The organism is Variovorax sp. R-27 (assembly GCF_049913215.1).
Taxonomy (GTDB): Bacteria; Pseudomonadota; Gammaproteobacteria; order Burkholderiales; family Burkholderiaceae_C; genus Variovorax.
Map to the genome: position 1 here is coordinate 6,967,577 of NZ_CP183984.1, position 14,474 is coordinate 6,982,050.

Genomic DNA, 14,474 nt, shown 5'->3' on the forward strand with positions numbered 1-14,474 from the left:
GCCTGCCTTGCCTCAGTTGCCGACGACCTGGAAGCGCGCACCCGCCGAGCGCGAGAACACGCGCCGGTCGTACATCGCCTCACCGTACGCTGCCGGCACCACGTAGTCGCCCACGTTGGTGGCGCGTGCCTTGTAGGTCACTTCGAGCAGGTCTTTGTTGACGCTGCCGTAGAACACGACGCGGTCTTCGCGGATGTCGGCGTATTGCACCTTCCACGAGCCGCCTCCGCCCAGGCGCTTCTTCCAGATGGGCGCGTCGGCGTTGGCATCGTCGTCATCGCCCACGGCCTGCAGCACCGGCTCGAGGCCACCGGGCAGCACGTCGACCAGCGCCACGTCGTTGAGCTGCGCGCGCTCCAGGCTGCGCACGCGCACCCGCACCGTGACCTCTTCACCGAGCTTGGCCTTGGTGATCGGGTTGCCCTTGGCATCGAGCACTTCATGGAAGATTTCGAGGCCCTTGTTCACCGCCGTGGCGGGCACGTTGCGCTCGAAGCCCTGTTCGGCCCAGCTGTAGTACAGGTTGAAGTCGCTGTCGTTCGACAGCTTCAGCTTGGCCGTGCCGGTCGGCACCGCGGCTCGCGTGATCGGGTTCACCGCACCCAGCGCGAGCGCTGCGGCCTGGCCTTGCGCGTTGACGGTGCTCGCCGTGAGCTTGCCCTCGACGTTCTGCCCCACGGCCTCGAAGTACGAATCGACCGCGAGCAGCATCGAGGCCGACGACAGGCTGTTGTACCAGCCGTCGCGCACCATCGCCGCCATGCCTTCCCACACCGCGGGCTTCAGCGTCTTCAGGCGCGACGGGAAGTGGCGGCCCACCAGGTGCAGCGTCATGCTGTCGTGCACCAGCGGGTCGTAGTAGGCGCCCCAGACATTACGGCGCTGCTTCTTCTCGGTGCGCGCGAGCAGGTCGGACCACACCGGGTTCAGCAGCTCGTTGGCCACCTGCTCCTGCTTCACGAGCTGGTAGCTCGCGGCGAGGTAGACGGCGCCGAGGTCATCGCTCCAGCCCTGCGTCTGCTTGCTGCGCCAGGCTTCGCGCAGGTTGGCCAACGCGGCCGGCGCGATGATGCCCTGGCGCGTCAGCAGGTAGGCCGCCTGCGTGCGCTGGCGCCAGCCGTCGAGCGATGCGTCGCCGCTGCCGAGCCAGCCCTGCAGGTACGCGTTGGCCTTCTGCAGCAGGTCTTGCGGCACGGGCAGCTTGTGGTCCTTGGCTTCGACCAGCAGGTGCACTGCGTATAGCGTGGCAAAGGCGTCGGTGCCGGCACCGGGCCACAGCGAGAAGCCGCCGTCGGCCGTCTGCCGTGCGCGCAGCTGCACGAGATAGCGCTCGAAGGTCTTGCGTGCCTCGGGCATCGGGCCTTGCTCGGCCGTGCGACCGCGCGCCATTTCCTTTACCAGCTCGGGGCGGCCCGCGAGCAGCACGGCCGGAAAGGTCTGGCTCGTGATCTGTTCGGTGCAGCCGTGCGGATACACCTCCAGGTACTGCATGAGCCCGGTCGCGAAGGCCCACGGCGCGGCCGACACCGCCACGTCGCTCTGGCGGAAGTTCGGGTACAGGTCGGCCTGGCTCGACAGCTCGCCCGCGCGCTGGAAGCTGCCGGCCTGCACCAGCGTGACGAAGGGCGATGCGGGCCGCACGCTCACTTCGGTCGACAGGCGCGCGCTGAAGGTCTTGTGCGTCGAGGTGAACACCAGCGCGGAAGAACCCAGCACCGCCTGTTCGCCCGGCTTGGCGCGCACATTGAACTTGGTGCTGGCTTCGCCGCGCTCGTTGACCTTGAGCGTCTGCGTGGCGTCGCCCACCACTTCGAGCCCGCCGGAGGCGGTGAGCGTGAGTGCAATGGGCGCTTCCTTGCCCGAACCCACGATGTTGTTCGCGAGGCCCACGCCCACCTCGACCGTATCGCCGGGCGCCATCGCGAGCGGCGCGTTCGGCAATATCACCATGTCGCCGCGCACCACTGTGCGGGTGGTCTTGGCGGCTGTGGTCTCGTCGTTCACGGCCACGGCCATCACGCGCAGGCTGCCGTTGAAGCTCTCGGGCACGGTGTAGCTGAACTCGCGGCTGCCGTTCACGTCGACCAGGCCCGACCAGTACGCCACCGGCTTGTCGCGCTTGCGCTTGAACGGGTTCAGGTGCTTGCCGAGTTCGCCTTCTCCGTCGCCGCCGGGTGCGGCGCCCTGCATGAGCTTCTTGAACTCCGGCAGGATCAGGTCGAGCGTCTGCAGCGTGCCGACTTCGAGCGCGCGCTTCTGGAAGAAGTGCTTCAGCGGGTCGGGCGTCTTGTAGCGCGCCACCTGCAGGATGCCTTCGTCCACCGCGAACACCACGGCGCGCGTGGGCTTGTCGCTGGTGAGCTTCATCTTCACGGTCTGCCCCGGCTTCACCAGCTCGCTGCTGGTGAGCTGCAGGTTGGCGGTGCGCTTGGTCAGCGCGGTGGCGAAGGGTACGACGCCGTACGACAGCGGGCTCATGTAGACCTCGTCAGAGGCCGGGTCGCGCACGAAGTGCACGTTGATGTAGCCGGTACCCTCGAAGTCCTTGGGCAGGGTGATCTTCTGCACCGAAGCGGTCTTGTCGGTCTTGAACCAAGCGTGCGCGTAAACCTTGTCGCGCTCGATGGTGATGAGGCCCGCACCCACGTACGGCGCGCGGATGCTCACCGCAATCTCTTGCCCCGGCTCGTAGTCCTTGCGGTCGAGCGTGAGCTGCAGCTCCGCATTGCGGTCGAGCGAGCGCGATACGTTGGCATTGCCCGCCACGCTGTACTCCACGCGATTGAGCTCCAACCCCTGCGCGTTGCGCACCACATAGGCGAAGTTGCCGGGCGCGCCTGTGTCCAGCGCCACGTTGTTGCCGGCCGCGGCGATGGCGAAGGGCTTCTCGTCGAGCACGACTTCCTTGCGGCGCGACTCGTAGCGGTACAGGCCGTTGTCCTGCTTGATGAGCACCGACAGCACCTTGCGCTCGACGCGCTCGATCTTCAGGTCGGCCACGGCCGTCTTCTTCGCCTGCGGGTCGATGGCGATCACGGTGGCGTTGCGCGCGGCGCCCTTGCTCACATAGCCGACGTCGCCGTCGACCTTCACGCCGACGAGATAGGGCATGTCGCTCACCAGCGTCTGCGCCTCGGCCGACACGCTGCGCCCACCCTCGGGCTCGAAGGCCTTGGCGAGCACGTGCACCTGATAGGTGGCGGCGTCGAAGCGCGACAGGCGCAGGTCGAATTCGGCCTTGCCGTCGGCGCTGGTCTGCACGCTGCCCAGGTCGTCGACCTGCTTGTCGGCGGCGCGCTGCGGATCGAAGAAGGCGTAGTCGGTGAAGGCGCGGAACACCGGGAAGCCGGGGCTCAGCGTGAGCGTGCCTTCCACTTTGCGGTCGGGCGCGGGCGTGCCGAAGAGGTTCTGCACGTCGATGAGCGCCTTCAAGTCCTTGGGCTTGACCCAGCCCTCCGCGATTTCGCTGCTGAGCTTGGCCGTGACCTTGGTGCGGTCGGGCAGGAACTCCTGCACCTTCACGGTGGTGCTGCCGATCAGCAGGCCTTCGACCTCGGGCGTGCCGGGCGACGATTCGCGCGGCAGGTAGAGATTGACGGTGTAGTTGCCGGTGGGCGATGTGTCTTGCGTGGTGTGGGCGATTTCCGCCGCGCCGCCGGGGCCGAGCTTGAGTTTTTCGCGGCGTACGCTGAGGCCGCGCGCATCGATGATCTCGGCTTCGAGCGGCAGGTCGCGCAGCGAGGTGCCCCAGTTGCCGGCCTTGACCATCATCGCGATGTGCATGGTGTCGCCGGGGCGGTAGATGCCGCGGTCGCTGAAGACGTAAGCCGTCATCTGGTTCGGCACGCCGGCCGCGCGCAGGCCGCCGACGTCGAAGCGAGAGATGTCCAGCGTGCGGTCGTTGCGATTGAAGGGCAGGAAGCTCAGGTCGCCGTCCTTGCGCACGACCAGCACCACCGGCGCTTTCTCACGCTGGTATCCGGCGAGGTTGGGCAGCTTGGCGGCGCCCGTCGCATCCGTGGCCTGCGACGCGACGATCATGCCGTTGCGGCCCCACACCTCGACCAGCGCACCGGCCACGGGCTGGCCGTTGGCGATGCTCTGCACGAACACGTCGCGCGTGCCGTCGAGCGACTTCTTGGCGACGATGCCGAGGTCGGTGACGAGCACGAGGCGCTGGTCGAGCTGCTGCTCGGGGCTGCCGCCTTCGCCGTTGCCTTCTTCGTCGGACGACTGTTCTTCCTGCTGCTGTTCATCTTCGGGCTGGGCTTGCTGCTCATCGCCCTCCGGCTTCTTCTTCGCCTTGGGGTCGTAGCCCTGCACCTTGAGCAGGAACACACCGCGACGATCGGCCACGTCGTTGCGCAGGTACTCGGCGAAATCGACGGTCTCGTAGTGCGCCTTGCCAGCGGGAATGCTGAGCGGAATCTCCTTCTGGAAGCGGTCGACGAGGTTGTCCGACTGCAGGCCGCCATAGAACTGCGGATGCGAGAAGTCGCCGTTGGTCTGCGTCACCAGGTGCTGCAGCTGCTGCGGCAACAGGCGGCCGATTTCGAGGCGGATGCCGGGCAGGTCGCGCACGAGAATCGGCAGCTTGCGCTCGCCCGAGAGTGCGAGCAGCGAGCCCTGGCTCATGATGGTGAGTTCGGGCGCGAAGGTCTTGAGCAGGCGCACGTCTTGCCGTGCGGCGCCGAGCTGGTAGCCGCCGGGCGTCTTCAGGCCCTTGGCCACGCGCACCAGCAGGTAGCGACCGCCCTCGGCCTGCGGCATGCGGAAGCTGACCATCTCGGTCACTTCGCGCTCGCTGGCGATGGGCTGGAGGTTTATCTTTTTGGCGCGGCGCAGCACGGCATCAGTGACCTTCGACGGATCGGCGGACCAGTCGAACTTCTCGTCGGGATCGCCCTTGGCTTCTTCTGTCGCGGGCAGCAGCCAGGCTTGCACCACGCGCGCCATTTCGCGCTCGTGCACGGGCATGGAGGCGGTGACGTGCATCACGTGCTCGGGCTCGCCGTTCTCTCCGGTGACGATGATGGGTTCGATGCTGGCGATGCTCAGGCTGAAGAGGCCGGGGATGTCGACCGCGCGGGACATGTCGGCACGCAGCGCCGGGCCGCCCTTCTGCGCGACCGTCCCGGAGGTGAGGCTGAGAATCGCCGGGCGAGTCTTCTCGGGAATCGGCAGCGGCTCTGATTGCAGGGTGGCGTTGAGGCGCAGCTTGTCGTAGCTGACCGTGAACTTCTCGCTCGCGCACTTGCCCACGCTGAAGAACGAGGAGCTGCAGGGCTGGTCGTAGGTCAGCACCAGGCGCTTTTCGAACTCAGCCGTGTTCACGGGGTGCGAGAAATGCACCTGAAAGAGCGCGCGGCGCACGTTGGCCTGCACCGGGTCTTGATAGAACTCGGCGGCGTTGATCTGCGCGGTGAATTCGGGCGAGATGAACTCGTACTTGCGCAGGGCCATCTCGATGTGCGGTGCGAGTGCGCTGTCGGCGATCTGCACCTTGTACGGCTGGCCGATGGGCCAGTCTTGCGCGGGCAGGAATTCGAGCCGGTTCTGCTTGGTCCACGTCCAGCGGCCGGCAATGGCGGGCTCGATGGTGACGCCGGTGGCCTCCTGGCCGATGCGTGCAATGGGCGCCACCGAGGCCGAGAAATTGATGACGAAGGGGTTCGGGCCCCTGTCGAGCTCGATCTGCGTGCGCTGCGGCGGCTCGGTCTTCGCGGCGGCGACGACGGGTTCGACGCGATCGGGCGTGAGGCCGTGCCACCACTTGATCACATGGGGGCTGGCCATCCAGCCGGCCAGCACGAGCAGCAGGAGCAACACCAGCCAGGCCAGCCGCTGCTGCAGCCACTGCAGTCCAAAGAGCAGGAATGCGCCCGCGATGCGCAGCCAGCCCGGTGGTCGCCAGGAACCGATGAGCCCACGGGCCACCGGACGCAGAAAGCCGAGCACGCGGCCCAGTCCGGTGAAGAGCACGTCACTGAACGACGCGAGTTTTCGATTGGCGACTTGAAGCATGGACGCTCCCACTGTGTTTTTGTTGGCGTCCGCGAGTTTGCGGACCATCTGTGAAGCAATGGCGCTGTGTGTGAAGTCTTGGTGAAAACTGCACAGGCCTGCGCGGGTCCTTTATCTCAATGATTCATGGCGGGGCGTTGGGGACGCTCTTGTTCGGGGTGTGTGCGAAGGACACCGGGTGCTCCCCTCCGCGAATGTCCCCCGGCCTGCGGCCTCCTCCTTTATTTCGCTGCGGGGAGCACCCGGCGTCCTTCGCACAATGGGCGCGGCTGTTCCATCGACGAAGTGAGGAGAAGCGGGTTTTCATCTCAGAACGAAAGCTGGGGCTTGTTCACCATCAGGTAGAACACCACGACCATGGCCACGAAGGCCGGGTAGCCGAGCAGTTCCCAATAGCGTTGATAGCGCGCGTAGAGCGGCGGCAGCGGTGTCGCCTCACGATGCGCCTGTGCCGCGATAGCGGCCATGCGAATCTGCAGCCACACCACCGGCAGCCAGCAGATGCCCGCGAACACGAACAGCCCCAGCGACAGCGCGAGCCACGGCGTGGACAGCGGCCAGCCCGCCATGTGCGCCAGCGCGAAACCGGTGGCCGGCTGGAGGATGACGGTGGGCGTGGTGAACCACCAGTCGGCGCGCACCACCAGCCGACTCACCACCGCCTGCGCGGGCACGCTGCCGCTGCGGTTGGTGAAGAACATGTAGAACGCCGAGCCCAGCCCCGTGCCGACCATCAGCACGCTGGAGACGATGTGCAACCACTTGAGGACGAGGTAGGTGTTCATGTCATTGCGCTGCACGGCGGTACAGGTGCCAGAGCAGGGCGGCGATGGGAAGGTTCTTGAGCAGCGGGCCGAGGGGATGCAGCCACAGGCTCGGCTGGAGCATCGTCGCCACGAGGGTCATGGCGAGCATCAGGGCGAGGGCGGCCAGGTACACGATGCGGCCGGGCCGCAGCCACAGGGCAAGACCGATCACGAGATCAGCCGCCGCGCCACTAACGATCAGCAGCTGCACCAGCCACGGCGGCGAGGCAATGCCCGCTTCGGCCAGCACCTGCCGGCTCTGGCCGTTCAGTTCGACGATGCTGGCGATGGCGGTGAAGAGCCACACGGCGACGAGGCTGAGGCGCAGCAGGCGGTCGGTCTCGTCGGCGGGGCTGCTGCTCATGCGGTGGCTGCGCCTTTTTCTTCGACCACGTCGGTCACCATGCCCCAGCGCGCGAACTCCGGCTCGAATTCGGACAGAGCGAGCAGGCCGGCACAGGCATGCGCGCCCGCGGGCAACGCATCGTCGCCGCGCGCGAGACGCCGGGCCAGCAGGATGGCGGCCATGCAGGGGATCTCAGGGCCGTGGTTGTCGTCGGCTGCTACGTGCCACGCGCGGCGTGCCGGCGCGCCCTGCGCATCCGTGCCTTCCACGCGCACGACCATGCCGCCCAGCGCGGTACCGAGCGCGTCGAACACGCCGCCGGTCGAATGCAGCAGCGGCGCCAGCTTCTGCGGCGTGGGCAGCAGGCCCATGCGGTGCATGAACGCCATGAAGGCGAAGGCGTGCTGCGCCAGTCCGACTTCGAGCGCGGCGCGGAACATCACCGACTGCACGCCGGCATAGCGTGCGGGAAAGAGCTCGAGATCGGGAATGTCGCAGAGCGCACCGCGGCGCGGCTTCATGCGCGCGAACTCGACCTTCACGGGATCGGCCCAGCCGGGCTGCTCGACCCACTTGCCCCCTTGCCATACGCGGATGGGCTCACCGCAGTAGGCGAGCACGCCGGCCAGCGTGGCCTCGCCGCGCGGCGCGCCTTGTGCCGGGGCGATGCAGATGTCGATGCTGCGGATGCCTTGCCAGCCGGCCGCGAGGTGGTCGACCACCGCCGAGGAAAGCGCCGGCACGGTGCTGGCCCCGCTGACGGCTGTACGGCCCGCATCGCTGAAGGCAGCGTCTTGCGCCGACGGGAAGTCGCACACGAAGCGCCGGCCATCGGCCAGGTCGATGTAGTGCGCGCCCGCCGCCGCGACGGCCTGCGGCACGCGGTAGTCCTGGTTCTGAAAGGGTCCGGCAGTGTGGATCACCAACGCGATGCCGAGCCTGCGCAGCGCGTCCGCAAGATCGGGCGCCTGCACATCGATGCGAACCCCGCGCGCGCCACCGCCCAGCGACTCTGCGAACGCCGTGGCGCGCTGCGCATCGCGCCCCGCCACCAGCAGCTCAATGCCCGGGTCGCCGGCCAGCGCGCGGGAGATGCGCGCACCGAAGTTGCCGTAGCCGCCGAGCACCAGCGTCTTCATGCCGCCGCCGCGTCGCTGCCCGCGACGTGCCCGCGCGTGAACGCCTCTTCGAAGATCGAGTAGCCCGACCAGTCGGCATGCGCGAACGACAGCCGGCCTGCAACGACGCTACCGCGATGCGCGGTATCCGGCGCGGTGCGCTGCGGGCCGATCTGCGCCAGCAGGCCGGGCCGGGGGATCGACATGGCGTGCCCATAGCGGGTGATGTCGATGCGCGTCGCCAGCGATGGCAGGTCGGGATGCGGCGCCGACAGCTCGGCGAGCAGGTCATCGCGCCAGCCGGTCCACGGGCGCTCAAGCAGCAGCTTGCGGCCATCGGCGGTGTCGTAGCTGCTCGGGCCCAGCGGCCGGTACCAGCTGAGCACCGTGCCGCGCGGCGTCGGGTCGAGCGACTGGTGGCGCGCGTCGACGTAGCCCAGGCCCTTGGTGCCATAGATCACGTTGTCCCAGCTCGGCGCGGCGCCGGGCCTGTCGGCCAGCGGGCCACGCAGGTGCACGTTGGCCACGAGCCAGGGCGCGTAGCGCACGTGCGCGGCGGCGGTCTTCAGCATCTCGGGCGGGTTCTCGACCACGCGCGCGGCGATGAACACGGGCAGCGCGACGATGCAGCGCTCGGCCTGCCAGCGCACGATCGATTTCGACGCCGCGTCCCACGCATCGACCTCGACGCCACCGCGCACTTCGGCGATGCGCGTGACGACCTGGCCGGTGCGCAAGCGGTCGCCGAGCGGCCTGGCCAGCTGCTTCGTGAGCCAGCCGTTGCCTTCGGGCCAGGTGAGGATGCCGTCGCGCTCGGGGCTCGAGTCGTTGACGCTGCCAGTCGGATCGCCGGGCGCATGAAAGCCGTGCCGGCTTGCGAAGTAGTGGATGCCGGCCCAGGCCGACACCTGCCCGATGCCTGCGCCGTAGTCGTCGCGGCAGCAGTAGTCGAGGTACCAGCGCAGTTGCGCATCGCTGAAGCCTTCGCCGTCGAGCCAAGTGGCGAAGGTGATGGCGTCGAGCGCCAGCAGTTCGGGCGTGACGGCGACCTTCAGCGTGGGAATGGCGAAGTGCGCGGCGTGCTGCAGCGCGTCGATGCGCTGCGCGAACTTGCGGTACTGCGCGAGCGTGCCTTCGCCCACGCCATGCATGGGCAGCAGGCCGTCCTGCCACTCGCCGTGGATGAACAGGCGCTCCTGCGGGCTGTGGCAGAGGGTGACCTCGTCGTATTCCCATCGGCCCGCCACGCGGCGGCGCAGGCCGAGTTCTTCGAGCAGGTCCTGCACCTCGCGTGCGTCGTCGCCGGGCACGGGCAGGTAATGCGCGCCGAGCGGGCAGGCGATGCCGTTGACGATGCCGCCGCGTGCGTTGCCGCCGGCGGTGTCTTCGAGTTCGAGCAGCGCGAAGTCGTCGATGCCTGAAAGCCGCAGGGCGCGTGCGGCAGCGAGGCCCGCGACGCCGCCGCCGGCGATGACGACGCGCGTGCGCTTCACGACGGCGGGCGACGCGCTGCGCAGTGCGCCATCGCGCATCGCATGGCCACGCGTGACATCGATGCCGCTGAAGCCGCCTTCGATGGGCGGTGTCGGCGACTCGCAGCCCGCGAGCGCCAGGACGCCCGCCGCACCTGCCGCCACGCCGAGGAATTCGCGCCGTTGCATGGTCGGCTAGTGCGCCATCACCTTGCCCCACTCCTGCTCGTAAGTGGTGACCAAGATTTGATTCGACAGCCGGTTCACTTCGGCCGGCACGCGCGCCATGTCGAGCGGAAAGTCGAACATCAGCGGCAGCGTGGAAGGCGACAGAAAGCGCAGGCCCGAAGGCAGCGCATCGGGCATGCGGTACGGCCGGCGGCTCGCGATGATGTAGCCCCATTCGCCGAAGCTCGGCACGTGCGCGTGGTACGGCGTGGCACGAAGGCCTACCGATTCGATGGTGGTCGTCACTGTCCAGTAGCTCTTGCGCGCGACCAGCGGCGAAGTCGTCTGGATCACCGCATAACCACTGGCCGACAGGCGCTTTTCGAGCAGCGCATAGAAGCTGTTGGTGTAGAGCTTGCCGATGGCGAAGTTGGTCGGATCCGGAAAGTCGACCACGATCACGTCGAACATGTCGCCGGGCTGCTGCAGCCACTGGAAGGCGTCGGTGTTGACGATCTTCACCTTGGGCGACGAAAGCGAGTGGCCGTTGAGCGCAGCCAGCGTCTCGTGATCGGTGAAGAGTTTCGTCATGTTCGGATCGAGTTCCACGAGCGTGACCGACTCGACCGAGGGGTACTTCAGGATCTCGCGCACCGCCATGCCGTCGCCACCGCCTAGCACCGCGACCTTCTTCGGCGCGCCTTGCGCGGCCATCACCGGGTGCACCAGCGCTTCGTGATAGCGGTACTCGTCGCGCTCTGCAAACTGCAGGTTGCCGTTGAGGAACAGGCGGTGCCCGAGCAGCCCGCGCGTGACCACGATGCGCTGGTAGGGCGAGGTGGCGCTGAAGACGATACGGTCTTGGTAGAACTTGTCTTCTGCCAGCGTGGTGATGTGGTCGGCCCAGACGAAAGCCGCCACCAGCGCGGCCAGTGCGAGAAAGCAGGCCAGCGCATGCGCGCCGACGCGGCGCAGCTCATGGCGGAACAGCCACAGCGCCCACACCGCCACGGCCGCGTTCATGAAGCCGAACAGCAGGCCGGTGCGGATCATGCCGAGCTGCGGCACGAGGATGAGCGGAAACGCCACCGACACGGCCAGTGCGCCGAGGTAGTCGAAGGTGAGAACCTGCGACACCAGGTTCTTGAGCACGATGTTGCGCTTCAGGATGCGCATCACCAGCGGAATCTCGAGCCCCACCAGCGTGCCGACGACCATCACCAGGCCGTACAGCAGCAGCCGGAAGGCGCTCGGCACGTAGGCGTTGGCAAGAAACAGGATCGCCGGCAGCGCGCCGCCGATCAGCGCCACCATCAACTCGATGCGAAGGAAATGCGCCGGCAGTTGCCGGTCGAAATAGCGCGAGAGCCAGGAGCCCACGCCCATGGCAAACAGATAGGTGCCGATGATGGTGCTGAACTGCAGCACCGAGTCGCCGAGCAGATAAGAGCTGAGCGCGGCCGCGCTCAGTTCGTAGACCAGGCCGCAGGCAGCGACCACGAACACGCTGGCGAGCAGCGCGATCTCTATGGGTTGCGGCCCCCGCGCATCCGGGGTGCGCGCGGGCAGGGCCGCGTCGTTCAATGGATTGCTGCGGCGACGATGATGCAGATGCCCAGGCTCATCGCGGCAACCACCAGCCCCAGCGCCACGTTCTGCTTCTCGACGATCTCGCCCCACAGGTCATAGGGCGTGATCTTGTCGATGATCAAAAAGCAGAGCCAGAAGATCACGACGCCGATCAGCGCGTACACGAGCGATCCGAGGACCACGCCCGGTTTCAGCCATTCAAATCCCATGGGGACCTCCAGTCGTAGTAGTGAGGTGAGAGTCAGACATCGCGTGCATCTTCGCCGTCATTTGTGGCCGCCGCCACTCGAATAGCCGCCATAAGAGCCGCCCGAACTGCGCGACGAACAATTCTCGACGCGGGGATCGCAGCGGGACGAGCAGGTGCTCAGGATGATCAGCATGATGATGATCACGACGATGATGAGGATGATGGTGCCGCAGCCCAGCCCGGAGGCGGCGCTCACGGGCAGCGCGTCGGCGCGCTTGAACATGTCCTTCTTGGTGTCGAGCTTGAAGGCGGTGGCCACCGCGCCGCTGTCGATCTTGCTGCCCGACGACCACGTCAGCTCGTTGGCCGAGCGTTCCATCGACAGCAGCGCGCCGCCGTTGGCGAAGTCGCGGTTGAAGGTTTTCTGCCCGCGCTCGACCTGCCAGTAGAACTCGCCCGCCACGTAGGTGGTCTCGGCGTTGTAGGCGTACTGCTGCTGGTAGCGCTTGCTGAGGTAGGTGGCGGTGCTGCCGTTCTCGGCCATCACCGGCGCGCCGGTGGTCGGCTTGACCATGCTCCAGCCGTCTTCCGCATCGACCAGGAAGCTGAAGCCGCGCTTCTTGTTGTAGAGCAGGTATTCGTCCCAGCCGAACTGCTCGTCGTCGCCGGGCTCGCTGCCCATGCGGTGCTGGAAGCCGACCACCTGCCATTGCGCTCCCTGCAGCTGGCCCATGCTGCCGAGCGCGATGAGCGGGCGCACGGGCTCGTCCTGCGTGGCGTGCCTGAGCTCTCCGCCGATGCCCTGCGACAGGTCGATGATGCTGCTGCACGAACGGCAGGTGATGCTCTTGCTGTCGGCCAGGTTGACGGTGACGGGCGAGCCGCAGTTGGGGCAGTTGAAGCTGCGGCCCTTCTCGTCCTTTGCGGATTCCTCGCGCAGGCCGGTGAGTTGCAGGTCTTCGAGCTGCACCGAGCGGCCGAGGTAGGCGCTGGGCGTCGCGGTGCCGTAGTCGATGCTGAGCACCAGCCCCTTGTCGCTGCGCAGCTCGACCATCGCGAACGGCCGGCCGAGCTCGGGCAGGTGCGGCAGTTCGCCCTGTGCAGAGGTCAGCGCCACCTGCTCGTTCGAGGTGACGGTGTAGCTCTGGCCGGCGAAGGCGGTGGTCGCGCTCACGCGCAGCTCGTTCCAGGGCGGCGCGACGCGCTGCAGGTCGAAGGGCAACGCAAAGACGTAGGCGCCGTTGTCCTCGCTGAGGATCGCGGTGCGGTCGCCGTCGAGCGCGGCGATCCATTCGGTCCAGCGGCCGCCGGGGTAGGTGTACTGCAGCCGGCCGATCAGCGTGAAGGGCTTGTCCTGGATGCGGCCGGCGGCAAACAGCTGCAGCGGGCTGAAGTCGTCGAACAGCTCGGCCATCTTGCCGGTGCGCGCGAGCGTGTCGCCCTGGCGCACGACGGTGCTCTGGCAGTAGGGGCAGACCGCGTGCGTCGATTGCGCCGAGCGAAATTCGACCGGCGCGCCGCAGCCGGGGCAGGGCGCGCGGTAGTAGCGTTGGTTGCCGGTTTCCTCAGCCATGGCGCATCAGCCATGGCGTGGACGGCCACGAGTTTTTCAAGCCAATGAGGCTTCCGACGCCCGTCGAACGGGCGTCAGGCGCTATCGGGAACATAGCGCCGGGTCAGACGAGCTTTTTCAGCAGTTCGACTTTTTTGGCGTCGAACTCTTCCTGGGTAAGGATGCCCTTGGTCTTGAGTTCGCCGAGCTTCTCGAGCGTGGTCATCACGTCGGTGGGGCTCACCACGGCCACGGCGGGTTGCTGCTGCGTTGCCGCGGCCTGCGCGGCCGCATTGGGGCTCAGGCCCTGCGCGAGGTTCTGCGCGAGCACCTGGCCGAGCGCCACGCCAGCGCCCAGGCCCATCGCGTCGCCGGCAATGCCGCCGCCATTGGCAGCGCCCTCGGCGAATTTGGGGATGGCCTGCGCCGTCTGGTACTGCATGAACTTGCCCATGTCATTGCCGACCATGCCCATGCCGATCTTCTGGTCGAGGATCTTCTGCAGTTCTTCGGGCAGCGAGACGTTCTGGACCGTGATGTTCTCGAGCTTGATGCCGATCTTCTCGAACTCGGGCACGAGCTGCGCGGCAAGCGCCTGCGCGAACTGGATCTGGTTGGCCGCAAGGTCGAGGAAGGGCACGCCGCTGGAGGCGATGGCGTTGCTGATGTTCTGCAGCACCAAGCCGCGCAGCTGGCCGTCGAGGTCGGCCACGGAATAGATGTCGCGCGTGCCGGAGATTTCGGTGTGGAAGGCCTTGGCGTCACCGATGCGGAAGGAGTAGTTGCCGAAGGCGCGCAGGCGCACGGCACCGAAGTCCTTGTCGCGGATGGTGATCGGCTGGGGCGTGCCCCACTTCTGGTCGACCTGCTGGCGGGTGCTGAAGAAATAGACGTCGCTCTTGAAGGGGGACTCGAAGAGCTTGTCCCAGTTCTTCAGGTACGTGAGCACGGGCAGCGTCTGCGTCGTGAGCTTGTACATGCCGGGGCCGAACACGTCGGCCACCTTGCCTTCGTTGACGAAGACGGCAACCTGCGACTCGCGAACGGTGAGCGAGGCGCCGTTCTGGATTTCCATCTCCGCCATCGGGAAGCGCCAGGCCAGCGTGCCATCGCCGGTCTCGGTCCACTGGATGATGTCGATGAACTGTTTCTTGATGAAATCCATCAGGGCCATGGTTGCTCCTCTTCAGGTTTTTTCAGGTTTTATC

The 14,474-nt window shown here is 67.1% G+C and carries 9 protein-coding genes; all 9 read right to left on the reverse strand.

The genetic code is table 11. The annotated features are described in order from the left end of the window. Positions 1-12 precede the first annotated feature (12 nt). Positions 13-6,024 (reverse strand): alpha-2-macroglobulin family protein, encoded by a 6,012-nt coding sequence (locus tag ACN9MV_RS32805; protein WP_426390923.1) that lies wholly within the window; start codon positions 6,022-6,024, stop codon positions 13-15. 308 nt (positions 6,025-6,332) lie between these two features. Then, positions 6,333-6,809, reverse strand: a complete 477-nt coding sequence (locus ACN9MV_RS32810; protein ID WP_258352111.1) for a DUF2269 family protein — start codon at positions 6,807-6,809, stop codon at positions 6,333-6,335. Between the two features lies 1 nt (position 6,810). Beyond that, positions 6,811-7,194 carry a DoxX-like family protein gene (locus tag ACN9MV_RS32815; protein ID WP_426390924.1) on the reverse strand — a complete coding sequence of 128 codons (384 nt, stop codon included), beginning with the start codon at positions 7,192-7,194 and terminating at the stop codon, positions 6,811-6,813. Further along, positions 7,191-8,315, reverse strand: coding sequence for a saccharopine dehydrogenase family protein (locus ACN9MV_RS32820; protein WP_426390925.1), 1,125 nt, complete (start codon positions 8,313-8,315; stop codon positions 7,191-7,193). Before ACN9MV_RS32820 ends, ACN9MV_RS32815 begins: the two co-directional genes overlap by 4 nt. Continuing rightward, on the reverse strand, positions 8,312-9,955 hold the full coding sequence (locus ACN9MV_RS32825; RefSeq protein WP_426390926.1) for an FAD-dependent oxidoreductase: 1,644 nt from the start codon (positions 9,953-9,955) through the stop codon (positions 8,312-8,314). Before ACN9MV_RS32825 ends, ACN9MV_RS32820 begins: the two co-directional genes overlap by 4 nt. Positions 9,956-9,961: 6 nt before the next feature. Then, complete coding sequence (locus tag ACN9MV_RS32830) at positions 9,962-11,518, reverse strand: polyamine aminopropyltransferase (protein WP_426390927.1); 1,557 nt, start codon at positions 11,516-11,518, stop codon at positions 9,962-9,964. Beyond that, a complete protein-coding gene (locus tag ACN9MV_RS32835) occupies positions 11,515-11,733 on the reverse strand; it encodes a DUF350 domain-containing protein (protein WP_093055038.1) in 219 nt (72 codons plus the stop codon). The genes ACN9MV_RS32830 and ACN9MV_RS32835 overlap by 4 nt, the downstream gene beginning before the upstream one ends. A gap of 57 nt (positions 11,734-11,790) precedes the next feature. After that, complete coding sequence (locus ACN9MV_RS32840) at positions 11,791-13,287, reverse strand: DUF4178 domain-containing protein (RefSeq protein WP_426390928.1); 1,497 nt, start codon at positions 13,285-13,287, stop codon at positions 11,791-11,793. A 103-nt stretch (positions 13,288-13,390) separates the two neighbouring features. Beyond that, on the reverse strand, positions 13,391-14,440 hold the full coding sequence (locus tag ACN9MV_RS32845) for an SPFH domain-containing protein (protein WP_093055034.1): 1,050 nt from the start codon (positions 14,438-14,440) through the stop codon (positions 13,391-13,393). Positions 14,441-14,474: the final 34 nt, after the last annotated feature.

Coding starts and splice junctions, on each gene's coding strand:
- ACN9MV_RS32805 (WP_426390923.1), bottom strand. CDS start 6,024: ATGCTTCAAGTCGCCAATCGAAAACTCGCGTCGTTCAGTGACGTGCTC.
- ACN9MV_RS32810 (WP_258352111.1), bottom strand. CDS start 6,809: ATGAACACCTACCTCGTCCTCAAGTGGTTGCACATCGTCTCCAGCGTG.
- ACN9MV_RS32815 (WP_426390924.1), bottom strand. CDS start 7,194: ATGAGCAGCAGCCCCGCCGACGAGACCGACCGCCTGCTGCGCCTCAGC.
- ACN9MV_RS32820 (WP_426390925.1), bottom strand. CDS start 8,315: ATGAAGACGCTGGTGCTCGGCGGCTACGGCAACTTCGGTGCGCGCATC.
- ACN9MV_RS32825 (WP_426390926.1), bottom strand. CDS start 9,955: ATGCAACGGCGCGAATTCCTCGGCGTGGCGGCAGGTGCGGCGGGCGTC.
- ACN9MV_RS32835 (WP_093055038.1), bottom strand. CDS start 11,733: ATGGGATTTGAATGGCTGAAACCGGGCGTGGTCCTCGGATCGCTCGTG.
- ACN9MV_RS32840 (WP_426390928.1), bottom strand. CDS start 13,287: ATGGCTGAGGAAACCGGCAACCAACGCTACTACCGCGCGCCCTGCCCC.
- ACN9MV_RS32845 (WP_093055034.1), bottom strand. CDS start 14,440: ATGGCCCTGATGGATTTCATCAAGAAACAGTTCATCGACATCATCCAG.